18 protein-coding genes are annotated in these 22,014 nt (G+C 66.8%); 8 read left to right on the plus strand and 10 right to left on the minus strand.

Going from position 1 to position 22,014, the window contains the following annotated elements:
- Positions 1-25 precede the first annotated feature (25 nt).
- The 5 genes from AC5P8Z_RS03430 to AC5P8Z_RS03450 are packed head-to-tail and all read left to right on the plus strand — an operon-like array spanning position 26 to position 6,039.
- A complete protein-coding gene (locus tag AC5P8Z_RS03430) occupies positions 26-553 on the plus strand; it encodes an RNA polymerase sigma factor (protein WP_286071266.1) in 528 nt (175 codons plus the stop codon).
- Positions 550-1,518: a FecR family protein gene (locus tag AC5P8Z_RS03435; RefSeq protein ID WP_286071265.1), complete on the plus strand. Its 969-nt coding sequence runs from the start codon at positions 550-552 to the stop codon at positions 1,516-1,518. The genes AC5P8Z_RS03430 and AC5P8Z_RS03435 overlap by 4 nt, the downstream gene beginning before the upstream one ends.
- A gap of 14 nt (positions 1,519-1,532) precedes the next feature.
- Positions 1,533-4,319: a TonB-dependent receptor plug domain-containing protein gene (locus tag AC5P8Z_RS03440; RefSeq protein ID WP_495228317.1), complete on the plus strand. Its 2,787-nt coding sequence runs from the start codon at positions 1,533-1,535 to the stop codon at positions 4,317-4,319.
- Positions 4,320-4,366: 47 nt separating this feature from the next.
- Positions 4,367-5,323: a hypothetical protein gene (locus AC5P8Z_RS03445; RefSeq protein ID WP_286071264.1), complete on the plus strand. Its 957-nt coding sequence runs from the start codon at positions 4,367-4,369 to the stop codon at positions 5,321-5,323.
- On the plus strand, positions 5,320-6,039 hold the full coding sequence (locus tag AC5P8Z_RS03450) for a hypothetical protein (RefSeq protein WP_286071263.1): 720 nt from the start codon (positions 5,320-5,322) through the stop codon (positions 6,037-6,039). The genes AC5P8Z_RS03445 and AC5P8Z_RS03450 overlap by 4 nt, the downstream gene beginning before the upstream one ends.
- Before the next feature lie 22 nt (positions 6,040-6,061).
- Here the strand turns inward: AC5P8Z_RS03450 and AC5P8Z_RS03455 are convergent, their stop codons facing one another.
- The 7 genes from AC5P8Z_RS03455 to murJ all read right to left on the minus strand — a co-directional run bounded on the left by AC5P8Z_RS03455 (position 6,062) and on the right by murJ (position 15,802).
- Positions 6,062-6,757 carry a lysoplasmalogenase gene (locus tag AC5P8Z_RS03455; RefSeq protein WP_286071262.1) on the minus strand — a complete coding sequence of 232 codons (696 nt, stop codon included), beginning with the start codon at positions 6,755-6,757 and terminating at the stop codon, positions 6,062-6,064.
- A complete protein-coding gene (locus AC5P8Z_RS03460; protein ID WP_495228101.1) occupies positions 6,754-8,637 on the minus strand; it encodes a M61 family metallopeptidase in 1,884 nt (627 codons plus the stop codon). The genes AC5P8Z_RS03455 and AC5P8Z_RS03460 overlap by 4 nt, the downstream gene beginning before the upstream one ends.
- Positions 8,638-8,844: 207 nt before the next feature.
- A complete protein-coding gene (gene ispH / locus AC5P8Z_RS03465; RefSeq protein ID WP_286071260.1) occupies positions 8,845-9,795 on the minus strand; it encodes a 4-hydroxy-3-methylbut-2-enyl diphosphate reductase in 951 nt (316 codons plus the stop codon).
- A 27-nt stretch (positions 9,796-9,822) separates the two neighbouring features.
- Complete coding sequence (lspA, locus tag AC5P8Z_RS03470) at positions 9,823-10,347, minus strand: signal peptidase II (protein WP_495228102.1); 525 nt, start codon at positions 10,345-10,347, stop codon at positions 9,823-9,825.
- Positions 10,347-13,178: an isoleucine--tRNA ligase gene (ileS, locus tag AC5P8Z_RS03475; RefSeq protein ID WP_495228104.1), complete on the minus strand. Its 2,832-nt coding sequence runs from the start codon at positions 13,176-13,178 to the stop codon at positions 10,347-10,349. The genes lspA and ileS overlap by 1 nt, the downstream gene beginning before the upstream one ends.
- On the minus strand, positions 13,175-14,122 hold the full coding sequence (locus AC5P8Z_RS03480; protein ID WP_478067213.1) for a bifunctional riboflavin kinase/FAD synthetase: 948 nt from the start codon (positions 14,120-14,122) through the stop codon (positions 13,175-13,177). The genes ileS and AC5P8Z_RS03480 overlap by 4 nt, the downstream gene beginning before the upstream one ends.
- 75 nt (positions 14,123-14,197) lie before the next feature.
- Complete coding sequence (gene murJ, locus AC5P8Z_RS03485; protein ID WP_286071993.1) at positions 14,198-15,802, minus strand: murein biosynthesis integral membrane protein MurJ; 1,605 nt, start codon at positions 15,800-15,802, stop codon at positions 14,198-14,200.
- Between the two features lie 117 nt (positions 15,803-15,919).
- Here murJ and rpsT point away from each other — a divergent pair, with 117 nt between their 5' ends.
- Entirely contained in the window at positions 15,920-16,189 is a 270-nt protein-coding gene (rpsT, locus tag AC5P8Z_RS03490; RefSeq protein ID WP_005408560.1) for a 30S ribosomal protein S20, read from the plus strand.
- Between the two features lie 219 nt (positions 16,190-16,408).
- On the opposite strand, the gene cgtA is transcribed toward rpsT, so the two are convergent.
- From cgtA to rplU, 3 genes are all read right to left on the minus strand, one after another.
- The gene (gene cgtA, locus AC5P8Z_RS03495; RefSeq protein ID WP_295565572.1) at positions 16,409-17,461 is read right to left on the minus strand and encodes an Obg family GTPase CgtA; all 1,053 of its coding nucleotides are present in this window, start codon (positions 17,459-17,461) and stop codon (positions 16,409-16,411) included.
- Between the two features lie 193 nt (positions 17,462-17,654).
- Entirely contained in the window at positions 17,655-17,918 is a 264-nt protein-coding gene (rpmA, locus tag AC5P8Z_RS03500) for a 50S ribosomal protein L27 (RefSeq protein WP_005415704.1), read from the minus strand.
- An 18-nt stretch (positions 17,919-17,936) separates the two neighbouring features.
- The gene (rplU, locus tag AC5P8Z_RS03505; protein WP_005408557.1) at positions 17,937-18,245 is read right to left on the minus strand and encodes a 50S ribosomal protein L21; all 309 of its coding nucleotides are present in this window, start codon (positions 18,243-18,245) and stop codon (positions 17,937-17,939) included.
- Positions 18,246-18,585: 340 nt separating this feature from the next.
- Between rplU and uvrA the strand changes: the two genes are divergently transcribed.
- On the plus strand, positions 18,586-21,579 hold the full coding sequence (gene uvrA, locus AC5P8Z_RS03510; protein WP_495228107.1) for an excinuclease ABC subunit UvrA: 2,994 nt from the start codon (positions 18,586-18,588) through the stop codon (positions 21,577-21,579).
- Complete coding sequence (locus tag AC5P8Z_RS03515; protein WP_006424673.1) at positions 21,579-21,986, plus strand: acyl-CoA thioesterase; 408 nt, start codon at positions 21,579-21,581, stop codon at positions 21,984-21,986. Before uvrA ends, AC5P8Z_RS03515 begins: the two co-directional genes overlap by 1 nt.
- Positions 21,987-22,014 lie beyond the last annotated feature (28 nt).

A 22,014-nucleotide genomic window follows, 5' to 3' on the forward strand; every position in this document is an offset into this window, starting at 1 on the left:
TCTCCACCGCGCGCCGGAGCCGCCTGTGCCAACGGACGCCTTCATCGCGTTCGTACGCGAGGAACGCACGCCGCTGTGCGCGTTCCTGCGCACGCGCGGCGTCGGCCCGGAGGATGCGGAGGACATCGCGCAGGACTGCATGGAACGGCTGATCCGTTATCGCGCACACGGGACCGACGAACTGCGCCTGCTGCTGTATCGTATCGCCCGCAACCGCCTGGCGGATCGCGGCCGTTCGCCACAGACGCGACCGCATCTGTCACTGGCCGAGCATGATGGCCACGATGAGCCCACCAGCCCATCGCCGGACCCATTGCGCCAGGCAGAGTCCGGGCAGATGCTGACCCTGCTGCGGCAGGCCCTTTTCAAACTGCCCGAGCGCGCGCGCGAGGTGTACCTGCTCAACAGGATCACCGGCATGAGCTATACACAGATCGCGCGACACTGCGGAATTACAGCCAAGACCGTGGAAAAACATATCGCCCGCGCCCTGCAGGGCCTGCGCCAGGAGTTGGGACCGGATCCGCTGCACAACGACAGGGATATCGAATGAGCAGCCACCGGCACACGGAAGACGCCTCGCTGTTCGAACGCGCCAGCACCTGGGTGGCGCGGCTGGAAGCCCCGGACTGCACCCCTGCCGAACGCGAGTCATTCGAAGACTGGCTGGCGGAGGATCCTGCCCACGTCAAAGCCTGGGTGCAGGCCGAAGACCTTTTCCAGCAGGGCCAGGGCTTGGCCGCGGATCCGTGGCTGCGTACTGCTGCGGCACGCGCGGCGCGGCCACCGCGTCGCCGCTGGCTGCCTGCGTTGGCTGCGGCCGCCGGTATCTGCCTGGCCATCGGCGTGGGCTGGATGGTGGCGGTGGATGGCAACCCTGCCGCGCAGCGCTACGCCAATGACACCCATCAGACGCAGCAGCTGACCCTGCCCGATGGCAGCGTGGCCACGCTCGATGCCGGCACGACGCTGCACGCCCGCTTCGGCTGGCGCCATCGCGAGCTGGACCTCGAACGGGGCCGCCTGCAGCTGCAGGTCGCGCCCTCGAGCAAGGCGTTGCAGCTGCGCGCCGGCAACAGCACGATCCGCGATATCGGCACGACCTTCCAGGTCGAGCGCCTGCACGATGGCCTGGTGGAAGTTGCGCTGCTGGAAGGCGCGGTGGAAGTCAGCAACGGCGCGGCCCAGCACACGCTGTCGCCCGGCCAGCAGTTGCAGGTGCTGCCGTCCGGGCGCATCCAGCCCGGTCCGGCGCTGTCTTCCACGGCGGCAGCCGAGGGGTGGCTGCACGGAAAGCTGGTGTTCGATGCCACACCGCTGTCGATCGTGGTCGAGCGCATGAACCGCTATGGCCGTACACCACTGGTGATCGCTGATCCGGAGATCACCGATCTGGCGGTGAGTGGCACGTTCCGCGCAGGCGACGCACAGGAGTTGCTGTCGGCGCTGGAACTGGGCTGGTCCGTTGCTGGCCAGACGCGCCCGGATGGCGCGCTGGAACTGCGCCGCACGTACTGAGGAGGCGCGCAGTGATGGCAGGACCGGGCACGCTGCAGTGGGGGCTGCTCCGCTCCCTGCTGTGCCTGGCGTTGCTGGTGCAGGTGCTGCCTGCGGCCACCGCCGGTGAATCCACGGCCGTCCGTGACTACCGGATCAGCGCGGGCCCGTTGCCATCGGCATTGCAGCAATGGGCACGGCAAAGTGGCATCGCCCTGGTGTTCGATGCCCGTGAGCTTGCCGAGCTCCACGCCAACGGCACCCACGGCATGGCCGATCCCGCATCGGCCCTGAAGCAGCTGGTTGCCGGCATGCCCGTGACCATCCTGCGTACGCCCTCCGGTGGCTTCGTGGTCCGCCGCATCCGCACCGCCCCCGCCGCCGTGCCGCCGGTTCCCGCTGTCGTGGTGCGCCGCCCGCGCACGCCCCCGCAATCGCCACCCGAGATAGACCTGGCGCCGATCCATGTCACCGGCAGCAGGCTGCCACGCACCTCGGTGCAGACCACCCTGCCGGTAACCACGATCGATCGCGCCGACATCCTGCGCAGTGGCTACGGCAGCCTGTTCGATCTGCTGCGGCACCTGCCGGGCATGAACGGACTGCCCGCGATGAGCAGCGCCCGCAGCGGTGATTCGCAGTACCTGCCGGTCGGGGCTGCCGCCACCACCAGCCTCGATGGCATGGGACCGCGCGCCACCCTGTTCCTGGTCAATGGCCGGCGCCTGCCCCGCTACCCGATGGTGTCCCTGGAACAGGGCGGACTTACCGACCTGGGCGGCATTCCACTCAGCTTTGTCGAACGCATCGAACTGGTGCGCGGCGGTGCCTCGGCCATCTATGGCGCCGATGCGATGTCCGGCGTGGTCAACATCATCCTGCGCGACCAGGCCGACGGCCCCGAAGCCACCTTGCAGACCGGCCTGAGCAGCCGTGGTGACGCCGGCCAGTACCGCGTGCAGGCCGCCACCGGTGGCCTGCGCGGGAACGGTGACCGCTGGTTCGCAGGCATCGACCTGCATCGCATCGAGCATCTGGCGGGAGACCAGCGTGACTGGCACGCGGAGACGTCGCAGTATCTGATCGGCGCCTTCCGCGATGGCTATTACTGGCCGGCGAAGCGTTGCGATGGCCCCCTGCAGCGACGCGATGGCGCGTGCTGGTTCGACAGCGCGCGCCCGCGCTCGCTGCAGCCTGCCTCGGATACCGCAGCGGGCTACCTGCGCTACCGGCACGAGCGCGGCGAAGGGCGCTATGCCTATGCCGAGGCCCGCGCCAGCCATAACCGGCAACGCTTTGACCTGGGCCCCACCGCGGTTGCACTCGGCCTGTATGGCTTCACCTTCAACAGTGTCCTGCGCGAGGCCGGCAACGTGCGCCCGCGCGTGCGTGCCACCGACGCCGACCTCACCTTCGGCATCGGCCACGACCAGGGCCGTCGCAGCTGGGATGCCGGCCTCAGTGCACAGCGCAGCGACGTCACCCTGACCACGTCGGGCACCGTGCGCGCCGTCCCCCTGATCGAGGCCGCGCAGTCGCTCCGGTTCCTGCCCGGATTCGACGTGCTGCCCGCGGATGAAGCGGCGACGTTGTTTCCATCGATCCGCAACCGGGGCCTGACCGAACAACTGCAGGGATGGTGGGGCATGCAGCGCCAGCTGGTGGCCCTACCGGGCGGAAACGCACAGCTGGCGACCGGTATCGACCTGCGCCATGAGCGCTGGACCTCGCACCCGGACACGTTGCTGAGCCAGGGCGACCTGGCGCTGGGATTGCCGCAGCAACAGCGCCGCCTGTCGCGGCAGAGCGGCGGCGCCTACGCCGAGCTGGGCCTGCCGCTTGCACCACAACTGCGCATGGACCTGGCCGCACGCTGGGACCGCGACGGCGACTACACGGCGTTCTCGCCCCGCGCCGGCCTGCGCTGGACGCCCTCGCCGCAGTGGTCGTTCCTGCTGGCCAGTGGGCGTGGTTACCGCGCCCCCAGCCTGTTCGAGCAGCGCCGCCCGCCGGGACAGTTCGGCACCCTCACCCTGCCCGCGTCCACGGCGCTGCCACCGTGCGCGCAACGCACACCCGACGGCCGCTGCGTGGTGACCGCGGACGTGGAAGAAAACACCACGCTGAAAGCGGAAAGCTCGCGCAGCCATTCGCTCGCAGCGAGCTGGTCGCCCAATGATGCGTTCTCATTGTCGCTGACCCACAACATCGTCGATCTGCGCAACGAAATCCTCGCGCTGCAGCCTTCCGATGCGGTCTGGAACCGCAATACGTGGCAACTGGATGACGAAGGCAACCTGAGCAGCCTTCGCCTGTCGTTCGACAACATCGGCCGCACCACGTCCCGCAACTGGGTGCTGCGCGGGGAGTACCGCATCGATGCAGGCAGCGATGGTCAATGGCTGTTCTCGCTGGATGCACTGAAGCAGCAGGAACTGCGCCGCCGGCGCGACCACGAGCCGGCGATCGACCTGCGCGGCCACGTCACGCCCGGCATGGCCGCTGTGTTGAACGTGCAGTGGCAGAACAGCAACTGGGACATTGCCCTGCGCGGCAACCAGGTGGGCCGCACGCGCGCATGGCTGCCCGGCGCCGAGTGCCCGCAGGATCAGATCGAACAGAACCACTGCATGAATCCCCGCCAGCTGCGCTGGAACCTGCACCTGGCACGACGGCTCGGTCCGCGCGTCGTTGCAGCGCTGGACGTGCACAACGTACTCGACACGCAGCCGGTGAACTATCTGGTCGGCAATGGCGGGCAGATGCCGGGCCTGGATGATCCACTGGGCCGCTACTACCTGCTCACCCTGCAGTTCCGCTGAGCGTAGTACGCTAAGCGGCCTGCTCCACCAGCCTGCCACCTCCCCCCATGAAAGCCTATCTCTGGTTCTGGGGCGCGTTCCTGCTGTTCTTCGCGTTGCCCTTCCCCTGCATCCTTTATTTCGGCACCTCCTGGCCGGTGGCGCTGGCTGATCGCAGCATGCCATGGCTGTCCCTGCTGCTGCTTGTGCTGTCGCTGGCTGCATGGCTGTCTCTGCTGTTCGCCTTCCTGCATTTCCTGCTGCTCGGCCCGCCGCGCGCCCTCCATCGCGTGCGGTCGATCCTTGCCGATGGCGAACCACGCGATGCGCTGATCGAACACGCCGAGCAGACCGGTGTGCACGTGCGCGGATTCGCACAATGGAAGCTGCAGCTGTCCTTCCGGAACCTGTCGGGCACGCCGATCAGCGAACAGCTGCTGGTGGTCGACAGCAAGCCGCAGCTGCAGCGCTACGGCGTCGGAAGGCACGTCGATGCACGCCTGAGCCGGATGCCGGGCGCGTTCCCGAACGTGGTGCTGGAGGGTGCCCAGCCCGAACTGGATATCGCCAGCCTGTGGCGGCGGAGCATCGGCGCTGCGATCGGCATCGTCCTGGTAGCTGCGGCCTATGTGGCGGCCTACCGGCTGCAGAGCGAGGGCCTTGGCTGGACCTTCCTGTCCTTCGGCCACCCGCTGCTCGTGTGCCCACTGGTGCTGTGTGGCTACATGCTGGGGCTGCGCCTGCTTGGCCGCATGCTGCACGCCGATGCCCGCGGTGATGCGCTGAAGTATCGCGGCATCGGTGTGGAGGCCCGGGTACTGAAGGTGCGCCAGACCGGCACCTACCTCAACGAGCAGCCGCAGGTGGAGTTCCAGCTGGAATACATCGACCGCGAAGGCAACCTGCAGCAGGCCCGCGTGCGCCGCTTCATCCCGCTGATTGAACTGGCCAACATTCCGCGCGAACACGTGCGGCTGCTGTACGACCCGGATGACCGCAGCAACGTGCGCCTGGAGGGGGTATGAAGCAGCCCCCTTCCACCCGGCGGGTGTTTTCGCTGGTGCTGCTGGTGCTGGCCGGGGCTGCCGTGGCCGGCGGCGCCCTCGGCACGATCGGCGAGACACTGAGGCCGTCGGTACCGCCACCGCGCGCGGCCGATCCACGTGCCTCGCAGCCGCCGCGCGAGCGGGCCACATCACTGGCACCCGCACCCGGGCCGCAGCCCACCCTGGTGTCAGACCGCAGCAACCGGCTGTTCGATGCCCAATACCTGCAGGGTGCGCGCCAGGCGCTGGAGCAGCTGCCTGCCTTGTCCGGGCATCGGCTGACGGTGTTCCACAGCATCCACTTCCATGACGATGGCCGCATCAACCTGGACCTGGTCGATCCGCAGCAGCCGGACCACGTCGACAGCTACCACTTCGAACGCGGGCAGTGGCGCAAGGGCAACCCGGTGAACCCGCAGCAGTTCGCGCCCACCATCAGCCTGCAGCGCAGCAGCACGCCGCTGGCCAACATCGATTTCGATGCCGTACCACGTGTGGCGCGGGCACTGCAGGAACAGCGCAACGCACTGCAGCATCCTGCTTCAGAGGTCGGCCACGTCTACGTGATCGTGCGCAAGGCCGGCAAGCTGGTATGGCTGCCGGACGAGGTTGCAGGCGACCGCGAATCGGCACGCCTGCAGTTCGATGCACAGGGCATCGCGCGCAGCGTCAAGAGAGTGGACGGAAGGAATTAAGTCGCCATGGGCTTCAAGGCAATCACGGCTTGATCCCCTGCGTCCCCATTTTCTGCTCTACGGAGCGGGCGATGGCGTACTGCGCAGCGTAGTAAGTGGACAGCACCAGCAGGCTGGCCAGCGGCAGACCGCCGGCGAAGCGGTCCCAGGCCAGCAGTGAATCGCTGGCGACGAACAGCAATGCACCTGCCGCGGCCCAGCGGGCGCTTCGAGCTTCCACGGCATCGGGCTGCGGGCTGCGCCACTGCCGTGCCAGGGCCAGCACCGCCATCGAGGCCAGCACCACCACATACGCCAGCACCGGAATGCGCATCGGTGCGGGCAGGTGCGGCCACAGGCCAAGTACGTTGAGCACGGCAAACGTCGCCAGCAGGACGCTGGCCGCCAACAGCCCACGCCCCGCACGCAGGCCATCGCGGAAGGCCACGATGTAGCAGAGGTGGGCCAGCAGGAACGCGACCAGCCCCGGCACGAACGCATCCATCGGCAGCATCAAAGCGATGTCACCCACGCACGACAGCAGCATGCCGGCCAGCACCGCGCGTCGATAGAACGGCTGCGTGGGATCATGCACGCGCCAGACGATGGCAGCGATCAGCAGCGTGGTGGTCGGCTTGGCCAGCCAGTGCAGCCAGCGCCCGTCACCGTGCAGGAACGCACCGACGATGGCCAGGATCGCCATCAGCAGGATCACGCCATCGCGGGCGCGCGGCTTCATCGCGCCTTCCACAATTCTGCGAGGCGGTCAGGCTTGCCGGCGATACGCTCCAGCACCGGGTACTGCAGGCCACCGTGGTAGACGATGCTCATCGTTTCGATGCGGTCGAACTGCTTCACCAGCAGCACGATCGGCGCCTTGTCCTTCGCTGCCGCAGCCACCGCGTCCTTCAAGCGCTGGCTGCTGTACTCACGGCCGCCAACCGCGATCACCTTCATGCCCGGTGCAAGACCGGCGTTGAACGCCGGGCTGTCCCAGATCACATCGCCGACCGTACCGCTGTCGAGTACGGTCGCGCCCAGCGAATAGGCGAGCAGTGCCGCCTTGGCGCGTTTTTCCTGTGCCTTGTAGGCGTCGTTCGGCGTATCGCGGTAGACCAGCTTCCAGCCCGCCAGCTCCAGGCCGCCGGTCAACGAACCGTGGCCGTCCAGGCGCCCGCGCAGGAACGTCGCCCAGTCGTACGGCGCGATGCCGTTCAAGGTCGCCACCACATCATCGAAGGTGTACGGGTTGACGTCCCAGTCGCCATTGCCGACGCCGAAGAACGCACGCGCGAAGTCGTCCAGGCTGCGGCGGTTGCCGCTCAGTTCGCGCAGCTTGCCCTCCACTTCCAGCCACAGCATCTGGCCGCCGGAGTAATAGTCCTCGCTCATCTGGTAGTTGCGGTACGGCAACGTGCGGCGCTGGGCGATGGTCGGGTCGTTGGTGGTGTCCTGCAGTGGGCGCCAGGCCAGCCCCGGGCGGCCACGGTCATAGGTCGCGGCCACATTGGCCAGCATGTCGCGCGCCTGCGCGCTCGACCACAGCCCCGAACGCGCCGCCAGCACCTGGCCCCAGAACTGGGTCTGCCCCTCGTACACCCACAGCAGGCTGTCGCCCATCGGCACGTTGAAGTTGGCGGTGGCCAGGTCGGCGCCACGGCGGTACTTGCCGTTCCAGGAATGGGTGTATTCGTGCGGCAACAGGTCACGCATCCAGGCGTTGCTGTCCCATTCGGTGAAATAGCCCGGATCGGCACTGTTCTCGCTGGAGCGGTGATGCTCCAGGCCGATGCCGCCGAGGCGGTCGGTCAACGCCAGCAGGAATTCATAGTGGTTGTAGTGACGCGCGCCATAGAGCTTGTCGGCCTGCTGCACCAGCGCGCGGTGCAGGCTGATCTGCGCATCGGTCGGCTTCAGCGACTTGGCCTCGTCGGCGAACACATTGAGGTGCACCGGCACCTTCGCGCCGGGATCAAGATCGATGCGCTGGTAATGCTCGCCGGCGAACAGCGGCGAGTCGACCAGATGGTCGTAGGAAATCGGCTTGAACACCACCGTGTCGCCGTCGCGATGCGCGGTTTCCAGTGCGGTGGCGAACGACCAGCCCTTGGGCAGGATCACGCTGGCCTGCGCCTGCAGCTGGCGCGCATCGACACCGGCCGGGTACAGCGAGTTGGCGTTCCACTGCAGGTTGAGCATTTCCGGGCTCATCACCACCCGCCCCTGGCTGCCGCCCTGCGAGGACAGGAAGTCGAAGTGCGCGACGATCTCGCTGACGCCCTCGGGCACGTCCACCTTGAACGCATAGACGTTGAACTGGTCACGCTGCCAGGCCAGCGGCTTGCCGTTGGCGGTGACGCGCAGGCCCGCCAGTTTGTCGATCGGGCCGGTGGGCGAATGGTTGCCGGGAATCCACTGCGGGTACAGCAGGGTCATCGGACCCGGCTTGGCCGGCACGGTGGCGGTGACCTTGAAGATGCGGCGCGCGAGGTCGCGTGCATCCACGTCGATGCGCAGCAGGCCGGGCGCCGCCGCGTTGGCCGGTGGCGAGGTCTGCGCCAGTGCAGGCGTGGCCGCCAGCGCGAACAGCAGGGACATCACCAGGGCACGGGTCTTCATCGGGCAGCATCCAACAACGGAGAATCCTCCGATGCTAGGCCTGTAAAGTGCCCTGCCCCATGGCCAAAGGTCATGGGGCGCCCAAACCCCACCAGAAGCGGCAAACCCGGCAACAAGGCCGTGAGCGGCAGATCCACGCCATGCGTGGACGGGCTGCATCCAAAAGCAGTGCGAACCAAGGTTCGCCCCCGCCCGAGTCAGCTCCGGTCAGTCGACCAGGCGCAGGCGCAGTTCCTTCGGCAGCGCGAACACCATCGATTCCGGTTCGCCATCCAGCTCGCCGACGCCGGTCGCGCCCAGTTCGGTCAGGCGTGCCAGCACGCCATCGACCAGTACCTGCGGCGCCGAGGCACCGGCAGTGACGCCGATGTGCTGCTTGCCTTCCACCCAGCGCGGGTCGATCTCGTGCGCACCGTCGATCAGGTACGACTCCACACCTTCGCGGCGGGCCAGTTCGCTCAGACGGTTGGAATTGGAGCTGTTCGGCGAGCCCACCACCAGCACCAGGTCGCAGCGCTTGGCCAGGTCGCGCACGGCGTCCTGGCGGTTCTGCGTGGCGTAGCAGATGTCGTCGTTCTTCGGGCCCTGCATCGCCGGGAAGCGCTCGCGCAGCGCATCGATGATGCCGCGCGTGTCGTCCACCGACAGCGTGGTCTGGGTGGTGTAAGCGAAGTTTTCCGGCTGGTTGATGTGCAGCGTCGCAACCTGCTCCACATCCTCGACCAGGTAGATCTGGCCGGTACCGGCTTCGCGGTTCCACTGGCCCATGGTGCCTTCCACTTCCGGGTGACCGGCGTGGCCGATCAGCACCACGTCACGGCCGGCACGGCAGTGGCGGGCCACTTCGAAGTGGACCTTGGTCACCAGTGGGCAGGTGGCGTCGAACACCTTCAGGCCACGGCGCTCGGCTTCCTGGCGCACCGCCTGGGACACGCCATGTGCGCTGAAGATCACCGTGTTGTTGTCCGGCACTTCGTCCAGTTCCTCGACGAAGATCGCGCCGCGCTGCTTCAGGTCGTCGACCACGAAGCGGTTGTGCACCACTTCATGGCGGACGTAGATGGGCGCGCCCAGCGTTTCGATCGCGCGCTTGACGATCTCGATCGCACGATCGACACCGGCACAGAAACCACGCGGGTTGGCGAGCAGCACATCCATCAGTTCAGTCTCCCGGCGGCGGCCGGCTTACGGTTTCGGGTTGGCATTATCCGCCTTTTTGGCGGACTTGCCGTCGAACAGGCCAAACAGGGCGATGCCGATGGCACCGACCACGATGGCCGAATCGGCGATGTTGAACGAGGGCCAGGTATAGCTGCCCACGTACCACTGGATGAAATCGACCACGTGACCGTGCACCTGGCGGTCGATCACGTTGCCGATGGCACCACCGATGATCAGCGCATACGGCACCGCGGCCTTCCAGTTGCCACGGGCAGTGCCGCGCAGCCACCAGGCCATCAGGCCGCTGATGGCGATCGCCAGCGCGGTGAAGAAGTACTTCTGCCAGCCACCGGCGTCGCTCAGGAAACTGAATGCCGCACCGGTGTTGTAGGTGCGGTACCAGTTCCAGAAGCCGTCGATGACCACCACCGGCTGGAATTCCGGCAGGGCCGACAGGACCCAGGCCTTGGACCACTGGTCCAGGCCGATGATGACCACCGACAGCAGCAGCCAGACCAGGGCGTTCGGATGCGGGCGCGCAGTGCTCATCAGAACCAGCTCCGCAGTTCGCCGGCGCCGGTGACGTTGCTCACGCAGCGGCCGCACAGTTCGGGGTGATCGGCATTGCTGCCGACATCGGCGCGGTGGTGCCAGCAGCGCACGCACTTGGCCTTGCTGGTCGGCTGGGCGCTGACGAACACCTCGTCGGTGGTCGCCGGGCGCACCTGCACGTCACCACTGATGAACAGGAAGCGCAGCTCTTCGGCCAGCGGCTGCCACTTCGCGGCCTGCTCCTCGTTGGCGGCAATGGTGATTTCCGCTTCCAGCGCGGCACCGATGGCACCGTTGGCGCGCATCGGTTCCAGCACCTTGGCCACCTGCTCGCGCACAGCCAGCAGCTGGTCGAAATCGGCCGCGTTGAGCTGCGCATCGGCCGGCAGCGGCGCCAGGCCGTCGTACCAGGTGGTGAACAGCACGTGCCCGGCATGCTCGCCCGGCAGGTAGCCCCACAGTTCGTCGGCGGTGAAGGTCAGGATCGGTGCGACCCAGCGGGTGAACGCTTCGGCGATGTGGTACATCGCGCTCTGCGCCGAGCGGCGACCGTGCGAATCGGTCGGCATCGTGTACAGGCGGTCCTTGGTCACATCCAGGTACAGCGAGCCCAGGTCCACGCTGCAGAAGTTCAGCAGCAGCTGCACGATCTCGGCCATGTTGTAGCCGTCGTAGGCCGCCTTGATCTTCTCCTGAAGCTCCCACGCGCGATGCACGATCCAGCGGTCCAGAGCGACCATCTGGTCGAGCGGTTGCAGGTGCTGGGCCGGATCGAAGCCGTCCAGGTTGCCGAGCAGGAAGCGTGCGGTGTTGCGCAGGCGACGGTAGGCGTCGGCGTTGCGCTTGAGGATCTCCTGCGACAGCGACATCTCGTTGCTGTAGTCGGCCGAGGCGATCCACAGGCGCAGGATGTCCGCGCCCAGCTTGTTCATGATGTCCTGCGGCTCGATGCCGTTGCCCAGCGACTTGGACATCTTGCGGCCGTGCTCGTCCACGGTGAAACCGTGGGTGAGGCACTGCTTGTAGGGCGCGCGCTTGTCGATCGCCACGCCGGTCAGCAGCGAGGACTGGAACCAGCCGCGATGCTGGTCCGAACCTTCCAGGTACAGGTCGGCCGGCTTGCCGAAGCCACGCGCGGCGAGCACGCCTTCATGGGTCACACCCGAATCGAACCAGACGTCGAGGATGTCGGTGACCTTCTCGTAGTCGGCCGCTTCAGCGCCCAGCAGTTCGACGGCGTCAAGCGAGTACCAGACGTCGATGCCCTCGGCTTCGACGCGGTCGGCGACCTGCTGCATCAGCTCCACCGAGCGCGGATGGATCTCGCCCGTCTGGCGATGCGTGAACAGTGCGATCGGCACGCCCCAGGTGCGCTGGCGCGAGATGGTCCAGTCGGGGCGACCGTCGACCATGCTCTGGATGCGCGCCTTGCCCCAGGTCGGGAACCAGCCGACGGTGTCGATGGCGGCCAGCGCATCGTTGCGCAGGTTGGCCTTGTCCATCGAAATGAACCACTGCGGGGTGGCGCGGAACACCACCGGCGTCTTGTGGCGCCAGCAGTGCGGGTAGCTGTGACGGATCGGATGGAAGGCCAGCAGCGAACCGTTGTCGCGCAGCACGCCGACGATGGCCTCCTGCGCCTTCCACAGGTGCTGGCCCGCCAGCACCACGTCACCGGCCGGCGGGGTCGATTCCAGGTACACGCCACGGCCGTCGATCGGAGTGACCTGCCCGGCGTTGTACTTGTCCAGCAGGCCGTACTTCTGGCTCACCACGAAGTCTTCCTGGCCGTGGCCGGGGGCAGTGTGCACCGCACCGGTACCGTCCTCGTCGGACACATGGTCGCCGTTGAGCACCAGGATCCCGCGTTCCGGGTAGAACGGATGCGCCAGCAGCTGGTTCTCCAGCGCCGCGCCGGTGGTTTCACCGTGCAGCACCACGTCGCCCACGCCATAGCGCTGGAGCGCGCGCTCGGCCAGCGCGGCGGCCAGCACCAGCCAACGGCGCTTGCCGTTGTGGGCCGGGCCTTCGGCCAGGACGTAGTTGATTTCCGCACCCAGCGACACCGCCAGCGAGGCCGGCAGCGTCCACGGCGTGGTGGTCCAGATCGGCACCGCCACTTCCACGTCGGCCGGCACGCTTACGCCGAACGCCTGGCCGATGGCCTGCGCATCGCGTGCGGCGTAGGCCACGTCGATCGCGGGCGATTCCTTTTCCTGGTATTCGATCTCGGCTTCGGCCAGCGCCGAGCCACAGTCGAAGCACCAGTACACCGGCTTGGCGCCGCGGACCAGGTGGCCGTTGGCCACGACCTTGGCCAGCGCACGGATCTCGTTGGCTTCGAAATCGAAGCTGAGGGTCTTGTACGGGTTGTCCCAGTCGCCGGTCACGCCCAGACGCTTGAAATCGGCGCGCTGGATGTTGATCTGCTCTTCGGCGAATTCACGGCACTTCTGCCGGAATGCAACGGCGTCGAGCTTGGTGCCGACCTTGCCCCACTTCTTTTCCACCGCGATTTCGATCGGCAGGCCGTGGCAGTCCCAGCCCGGCACGTAGGGCGCATCGAAGCCGGCCAGGTAGCGCGACTTGACGATGATGTCCTTCAGGATCTTGTTGACCGCGTGGCCCAGGTGGATGCGGCCGTTGGCATACGGCGGGCCGTCATGCAGCACGAACAGTGGGCGGCCGGCGGCGTTGTCGCGCAGCTGCTGGTAGAGCCCCTGCGCTTCCCACCGCGCCAGAATGCCCGGCTCGCGCTTGGGCAGGTCGCCGCGCATCGGGAATTCGGTGGCTGGCAGGTTCAGGGTGGTCTTGTAGTCCTGGCTCACGCAGTGGCTCGCAATCTATGTTCGGAAAGAAGGGCGCGCGCCTGCTCGGCGTCGCGGTGCATCTGGTCGGTCAGCGCCGCCAGATCGTTGAATTTCTCTTCGTCGCGCAGCTTGGCGACGAATTCGACTTCGATATGACGACCGTACAGGTCGCCCTGGAAATCGAACAGGTGGGCTTCCAGCAACGGCTCCACGCCTTCCACGGTGGGCCGGGTGCCGAAGCTGGACACCGACGGCCATGGCTGGTCGAACACCCCGTGCACCCAGGTGGCGTAGATGCCCGACAGCGCCGGGGTCTTGGGGAAGCGCAGGTTGGCGGTGGGGAAGCCCAGGGTGCGGCCGAGCTGGCGCCCGCGCACCACCCGCCCGCTGATCGAATACGGGCGACCCAGCAGATCGCCGGCGCGGGTGAAGTCGCCGGCCTGCAGCAACTGGCGGATGCGCGTGCTGGAAATGCGTTCGCCGTGCAGGTCCACCGCTTCGATTTCGCCGGCGCTGAAGCCCAGCTCGCGGCCCATGGCCTGCAGCAGGGCCAAGTCGCCGCGGCGGCGGTTGCCGAAGCAGAACTCGGGGCCGATCCAGACTTCGCGCGCGCCCAGGCGATGGGCCAGCAGCTGGCGCACGAAGGTTTCGGCCGGCATGGCCGCCATGGCCGCGTCGAAGCGCAGCAGGCCCACGGCATCCACGCCCAGTTCCTGCAGCATCTCGACCTTGCTGCGGGCCAGGGTCAGCCGCGGCGGCGGCGTGCCCTGTGCAAAGAATTCACGCGGCAGCGGCTCGAAGGCCACGGCCACAGCGGGTACGCCCACGGCGCGCGCGCGGGCGACCGCGTGGCGGACCAGCGCACGATGGCCCAGATGGAGGCCGTCGAATGCGCCGATACAGACCACGCTTCCGTTGGGGAACAGCTCCCCGCCCTCGACGCTTCTGAACAGCCTGCTCATCAACTCTCGTTCCGGCCCACCCGGGGCCGTCGCTTCAATGGTGTAACCCTGAAGTATAGCCGCCATGGGCGGCGATCAATGGCCGCGCAGGTCGCGCGGGCGGAAGCCCATGGCCACCATGGCCACCGCGTAGGTGGCGGCGCCGCCGCCGACCAGCAGCGACAGGCTGCCGATCCGCTCCCATACGCCCATCGCCGAGAACGCCGGCAGCCAGTGCAGCAGGGCCAGCAGCGCGGCGACCATGGCCACGCAGGCCAGCAGCAGGCGCAGCAGATAGCCTCCCCAGCCCGGTCGGCGCCGGTAGACATCGGTCTTGCCCAGCCAGTACCACAGCAGGCCCAGGTTCAGGTAACTGGACAATGCGCTGGCGATGCCCAGCGCCAGGTGCAGGCCCGGCTGCTTGCCGATGGCCGCCATCACGCCCTGCGCCTTGAGCGCCTCCGGCACCATCACTTGGTACAGCACGGCCAGCAGGGCGAAGTTGAACACCATGTTGGCCACCAGCGCGGCCACACCGGCGCGCACCGGGGTCTTGGTGTCCTGGCGGGCGTAGAACGCCGGCAGCACAACTTTCAGCAGGGCGAACGCCGGCAGGCCGAAGCTCAGCCCGTACACCGACAGCGCGGTCATGCGGGTATCGAAGGCACTGAACTGGCCGTGCTGGAAGATCGTCGCGATCAGCGGCTCGGCCAGCAGCAGCAGGCCCAGCATGGCCGGCACCGAGATCAGCAGGGTCATGCGCAGGCCCCAGTCCAGCGAGCGCGAAAAGCCCTCGCGGTCGGTGCTGACGTGATGGCGGGCCAGCGCCGGCAGGATCACCGTGCCCAGCGCCACGCCGAACACGCCCAGCGGCAGTTCCAGGAAACGATCGGCCAGCGACAGCCAGGACTGCGAACCATCGGTCAGCTTGGCGGCGATGACCGTGTCCAGCAGCAGGTTGATCTGCGCCACCGACGAACCGAACAGGGTCGGCACCATCAGCGTCATCACCTTGCGTACGCCCGGGTGGCTCCAGCCCCAGCGCGGCAGCGTCAGCAGGTTGATCCCCTTCAGCGACGGCAGCTGGAACAGCAGCTGCAGGATGCCGGCGGCGAGCACCGCCCAGCCCAGCGCCAAAATCTGCTTCTCTGGAGTACCGCCCAGCCGCGGCGCCAGCCACAGCGCACCGGCGATCATGCACAGGTTGAGGATGACCGGGGTCAGCGCCGGCATCGCGAAGCGCTGGAAGCTGTTCAGCGCGCCACCGGCCAGGGCCGTCAGCGAGACGAACAGCAGGAACGGGAAGGTCAGGCGGAACAGGTCGACCAGCAGGCCCTGCTTCACCGGGTCGGTATCAACGCCACTTGAGAAGACCGAGGCCAGCTGCGGCGCGAAGATCAGCGCCACCGCGGTCACCAGCATCAGCACCCCACCCAGGGTGCCGGCGGTGCGGGCCATCAGTTCACGCAGCTCGGCGTGGCTGCGGGTTTCCTTCACTTCCGTGAACACGGGCACGAAAGCGGTGGCGAACGAGCCTTCGGCGAACAAACGCCGCAGGAAATTGGGTACCCTGAAGGCGACCCAGAAAGCATCAGTGATGGCGTTGGTGCCGAACGTGGTGGTCACCACGAAGTCCCGGACAAGTCCGAGAACGCGCGAGACCATGGTCATGCTGCTGAACGACAGCAGGCCCCGCAACAACTTGGGTGAACTCACTCAGCGTCCCTCTTGACAATCGACTTGACGTGCATTTCTTACGCCATCATACTAGCTAGCTTGCTGTTCCCATAACACCGATTTTTTCAGGAAACCACCACCGTGGCCAATATCAAGTCCGCCAAGAAGCGCGCCAAGCAGACCGTCGTGCGCAACGCGCGCAACGTGGCTCAGCGCTCGATGCTGCGCACCGCTGTCAAGAAAGTGATCAAGGCGCTGGACGCCAACGATGCCGCCGGCGCCGAAGCCGCCTTCGCCGTTGCCCAGCCGATCCTGGATCGCTTCAGCGCGCGTGGCCTGATCCACAAGAACAAGGCTGCTCGTCACAAGAGCCGCCTGAACGACCGCATCAAGGCCCTCAAGGCCGCCTGATCCGGCGTTGCCGCCCCGCCCTTCGGGGTTGGGGCAGCAGACAAAAGCCCGGCCTTGGCCGGGTTTTTTGTTGCCTGCAGTTTCCGCCCTGTAGAGCCGAGCCCATGCTCGGCTGCCGCGCGAACAGCAGCCGAGCATGGGCTCAGCCCTACAGAAGAGCGGCAGCCAACAAAAAAAACCCGGCCGAAGCCGGGTTTTTCGAGCGGAAGCACAACGCCGTCATTGCGCGTCGCGGGCTTCCTGCTCCTCTTCCTTCTGGCGATCGAAGAAGGCCATGATCCGGCTCATGATCGGGAAGGTACCTTCACGACCCAGCGCCGAGACCAGGAACCACGGCTCCTTCCAGCCCAGCTCGGCGACGATCTGCTCGGCCGCGGCCTTGGCTTCGTCCTCGAACATCAGGTCAGCCTTGTTCAGCACCAGCCAGCGCGGCTTCTGCAGCAGCTCCGGATCGTGCTTTTCCAGCTCGCGCTCGATCGCACGCACCTGCTCAACCGGGGAAATACCCTCAACACCACCTTCCATCGGCGAGATGTCCACCAGGTGCAGCAGCAGGCGGGTGCGCTGCAGGTGGCGCAGGAACTGCGCGCCCAGGCCGGCACCATCCGCCGCGCCTTCGATCAGGCCCGGAATATCGGCAATCACGAAGCTGCGGTGGTTCTCCACCTTCACCACACCCAGGTTCGGGTACAACGTGGTGAACGGGTAATCGGCCACCTTCGGCGTTGCCGCCGAAACGGCACGGATCAGCGTGCTCTTGCCCGCGTTGGGGAAGCCCAGCAGGCCGACATCGGCCAGCAGCTTCAGCTCCAGCTTCAGCGTGCGCTCTTCGCCCGGCTCGCCCGGCAGCGCCTGGCGCGGCGAGCGGTTGGTCGAGCTCTTGAAGTGCATGTTGCCCAGGCCACCGCGACCGCCCTTGGCCACCAGCAGGCGGTCGCCGTGCTGGGTCAGGTCGCCGATGACTTCATCGGTGGCAACGTTGATCACCACGGTGCCGACCGGCACGGTGATGGTCAGGTCTTCGCCGCCCTTGCCATAGGCCTGGCGGCCCATGCCGTTCTCGCCGCGCTGCGCCTTGAAGATGCGCTCATGGCGGAAGTCGACCAGGGTGTTCAGGTTTTCGTCGGCGCGGATGTACACGCTGCCGCCCGCACCGCCGTCGCCGCCGTCCGGGCCGCCGAGCGGAATGAACTTCTCGCGACGGAAGCCAATGCAGCCGTTGCCGCCGTTGCCGGCGAACACTTCGATTTCTGCTTCGTCTACCAGTTTCATTGTTTCGATGCCTGCGATGGGCGCGGCCTGACTGCCGTCGCCTTGAATGTCATGCCGGCCGCGGGCCGGCAACCCGGCATGGCCGGTCTTGCGTTCACTCTAACGAAAAGCCCCGCCGAAGCGGGGCTCTCCATGCAACGTGCTCTTCATCCAGCACAGCCATGCCGGGGCATGGGTGCCGGCGATGCCTGGATCAGGCGTCGGCCGAGACGATGCTGACGGTACGACGCTTCTTGGCGCCCTTGACCGAGAACTCCACCTTGCCGTCCACGAGGGCGAACAGGGTGTGGTCACGGCCCAGGCCAACGCCCGAACCCGGGTGGAACTGGGTGCCGCGCTGACGCACGATGATGTTGCCGGCTTCGATGGCCTGGCCGCCGAAGATCTTGACGCCCAGGTACTTCGGGTTGGAGTCGCGACCGTTGCGCGAGGAGCCTACGCCCTTTTTATGTGCCATGACTGCTTCTCCTGATGCTTAGCCGGCGATGCCGGTGATCTCGATTTCGGTGTAGTACTGACGGTGACCCTGACGCTTCATGTGGTGCTTGCGGCGACGGAACTTGATGATCCGGACCTTGTCAGCACGACCCTGGGACAGGACCTTGGCGGTGACGGCAGCGCCCTTCAGCGCATCGCCCAGCTTCACGCCGTCGCTGTCACCCAGCATCAGGATGTTGTCAAACTTGATCTCGCTGCCGACTTCGACTTCGAGCTTTTCAATGCGGAGCTTTTCGCCCTGCGCCACGCGGTATTGCTTACCGCCGGTGACCAGTACTGCGTACATGACCAGGCCTTCCTCTGTAGTTATTGTGGTCTGAGCTGCCGCCATCGAGGGCGGACAGGAGCGGGATTGTACGCAGATCAATGGGCGCCGGTCAAGTCAACCGCTGGGCGGCCCTACCGCCTGTCCCAGTAGAGTCGAGCCATGCTCGGCTGAACGGTTCGGGGTCCAGGCAGCCGAGCGTGGGCTCGGCTCTACACAAAGCTGTCGCAGTGTCTCACAAGGTGAGACACGGGGCTGGCATTGTCGCCCATTGCCCCCATCTGGTCACCTCGGTAGGCTGACCGATTGCCGTTCCCTGCTGGCCCGGCACCCAGCCAACGCCCCCACAACCGGATCCCCCATGGCGATGGATTTCATCCGCATCCGCGGCGCGCGGACGCACAACCTGAAGAACCTCGACCTCGACCTGCCTCGCGACAAGCTGATCGTGATCACCGGCCTGTCCGGCTCGGGCAAGTCTTCGCTGGCGTTCGACACCATCTATGCAGAAGGCCAGCGCCGCTACGTCGAGTCGCTGTCGGCCTATGCGCGCCAGTTCCTGAGCGTGATGGAAAAGCCGGACCTGGACCACATCGAAGGCCTGTCACCGGCGATCTCGATCGAGCAGAAGTCGACCTCGCACAACCCGCGTTCGACGGTCGGCACGATCACCGAGATCTACGACTACCTGCGCCTGCTGTACGCCCGCGTCGGCACCCCGCGCTGCCCGGATCATGGCTACCCGCTGGAGGCGCAGACGGTCAGCCAGATGGTCGACCAGGTGCTGACCCTGGACCCGGAACAGCGCTACATGCTGCTGGCCCCGGTCATCCGCGACCGCAAGGGCGAACACGCGCAGGTGTTCGACCAGCTGCGCGCGCAGGGCTTCGTGCGTGTGCGCGTGGACGGCGAGCTGCATGAAATCGATGCGGTGCCGCCGCTGGCACTGCGCCAGAAGCACACCATCGAAGCAGTGATCGACCGCTTCCGCCCGCGCGAGGACATCAAGCAGCGCCTGGCCGAGAGCTTCGAGACCGCGCTCAAGCTGGGCGACGGCATGGCCTCGGTGCAGAGCCTGGACAACGCCGAAACCGCGCCGACGCTGTTCTCGTCCAAGTATTCCTGCCCGGTCTGCGACTACTCGCTGCCGGAGCTGGAACCACGCCTGTTCTCGTTCAACGCACCGATGGGCGCCTGCCCCGGCTGCGATGGCCTGGGCATTGCCGAATTCTTCGATCCCTCGCGCGTGGTGGTGCATCCGGAGCTGTCGCTGGCCGCTGGTGCGGTGCGCGGCTGGGATCGTCGCAACGCCTACTACTTCCAGCTGATCGCCTCGCTGGCCAAGCACTACAAGTTCGACGTGGACGCCGCGTGGAACTCGCTGCCGGCCAAGGTGCAGCAGGCCGTGCTTTACGGCAGCGGCGACGAAGCGATCACCTTCACCTACTTCACCGAAGCCGGTGGCCGCACCCAGCGCAAGCACCGCTTCGAAGGCATCATTCCCAACCTCGAGCGCCGCTACAAGGAAACCGAGTCGCCGGCGGTGCGCGAGGAACTGTCCAAGTACATCAGCGAGCAACCGTGCCCGGAATGCCATGGCGCGCGCCTCAACAAGGCGGCGCGCAACGTGTTCGTGGCCGACCGACCGCTGCCGGAGCTGGTGGTGCTGCCGATCGACGAGGCGCTGAAGTTCTTCAGTGAACTGAGCCTGCCGGGCTGGCGTGGCGAGATCGCCGCGAAGATCGTCAAGGAAATCGGCGAACGCCTCGGCTTCCTGGTCGACGTCGGCCTGGATTACCTGACCCTGGAGCGCAAGGCCGACACCCTGTCCGGTGGCGAGGCGCAGCGCATCCGCCTGGCCAGCCAGATCGGTGCCGGCCTGGTCGGCGTGATGTACGTGCTCGACGAGCCGTCGATCGGCCTGCACCAGCGCGACAACGAACGCCTGCTGGGTACCCTCACCCGCCTGCGCGATCTCGGCAACACGGTGATCGTGGTCGAGCACGACGAGGATGCCATCCGCCTGGCCGACTACGTGCTGGACATCGGCCCGGGCGCGGGCGTGCATGGCGGCGAGATCGTCGGCCAGGGCACCCTGCAGGACATCCTGGAAGCCCCACGCTCGCTGACCGGCCAGTACCTGTCGGGCAAGCGTGCGATCGAGATCCCGGCGCGCCGGCACACGCCGAACCCGAAGATGACCCTGCACCTGCGCGGTGCCAGCGGCAACAACCTGAAGGGCGTTGACCTGGCGATTCCGTCGGGCCTGCTGACCTGCGTGACCGGTGTGTCCGGCTCGGGCAAGTCGACCCTGATCAACGACACCCTGTTCTCGCTGGCCGCCAACGAGATCAACGGCGCCTCGCACCCGATCGCCCCGTACAGGGAGATCGATGGCCTGGACCTGTTCGACAAGGTGGTGGACATCGACCAGTCGCCGATCGGCCGCACCCCGCGTTCGAACCCGGCCACCTACACCGGCCTGTTCACTCCCCTGCGCGAACTGTTCGCACAGGTGCCCGAAGCGCGTGCGCGTGGCTATTCGCCGGGCCGCTTCAGCTTCAACGTGCGCGGCGGCCGCTGCGAAGCCTGCCAGGGTGATGGCCTGATCAAGGTCGAAATGCACTTCCTGCCGGACGTGTACGTGCCGTGCGATGTCTGCCATGGCAAGCGCTACAACCGCGAGACGCTGGAGATCCTGTACAAGGGCTTCAACATCAACGACGTGCTGGAAATGACCGTCGAGGATGCGCTGAAGCTGTTCGAGCCGGTGCCGTCGATCGCACGCAAGCTGGAAACGCTGGTCGACGTGGGCCTGAGCTACATCAAGCTGGGCCAGAGCGCGACCACGCTGTCCGGTGGTGAAGCGCAGCGCGTGAAGCTGTCCAAGGAACTGTCGCGCCGCGATACCGGCCGTACCCTGTACATCCTCGACGAGCCGACCACCGGCCTGCACTTCCACGACATCGAAGCGCTGCTGGGCGTGCTGCACAAGCTGCGCGACGAAGGCAACACGGTGGTGGTGATCGAGCACAACCTGGATGTGATCAAGACCGCCGACTGGATCGTCGACCTGGGCCCGGAAGGCGGCCATCGCGGTGGCACCATCCTGGTCACCGGCACGCCGGAAGACGTCGCGGCCTGCCCGCAGTCGTACACAGGCCAGTTCCTGGCACGCATGCTGCCCTCCACCAGCGCGCGCCCGGCGCAGCCCGCCGCCGTGGCCAACAAGCCCGATGCCCGCCCGCCGCGCAAGGTGAAGCCGGAGAAGCCGGCAAAGAAGGCGGTGGCTGCCAAGAGCACCGGCAAGTCCAGCAAGACCGCTACTGCCAGCAAGAAGAAGAAGGACGCCTGATGAGCAGCGAACACAAGATCCTGGCCCGCATCCCGATCAGCGTGCGCTGGCGTGACATGGACAGCATGGGCCACGTCAACAACGCCAAGTACATTTCCTACCTGGAAGAAGCGCGCGTGCGCTGGATGCTGGGCGTGGACGGCGTATCGATGACCGACCGCATCGCCCCGGTGGTGGCCGCGACCAACGTCAACTACCGGCTGCCGATCGTGTGGCCCAACGACATCCTGGTCGAGCTGTTCGTCGAGCGCCTGGGCAACAGCAGCGTGACCATCGGCCACCGCATCGTCGACCAGCAGGACGAGTCGAAGCTGTATTCGGACGGCAACGTGGTGGTGGTCTGGATGGATACGCAGACCGGCAAGAGCGCACCGCTGCCGGAGGCGATCCGCAGCGCGTCCACCTGACGCGCATCGGGGAGTGCGGGCCGCTGGC

The organism is Stenotrophomonas sp. YJH_SMC_17 (assembly GCF_059371655.1).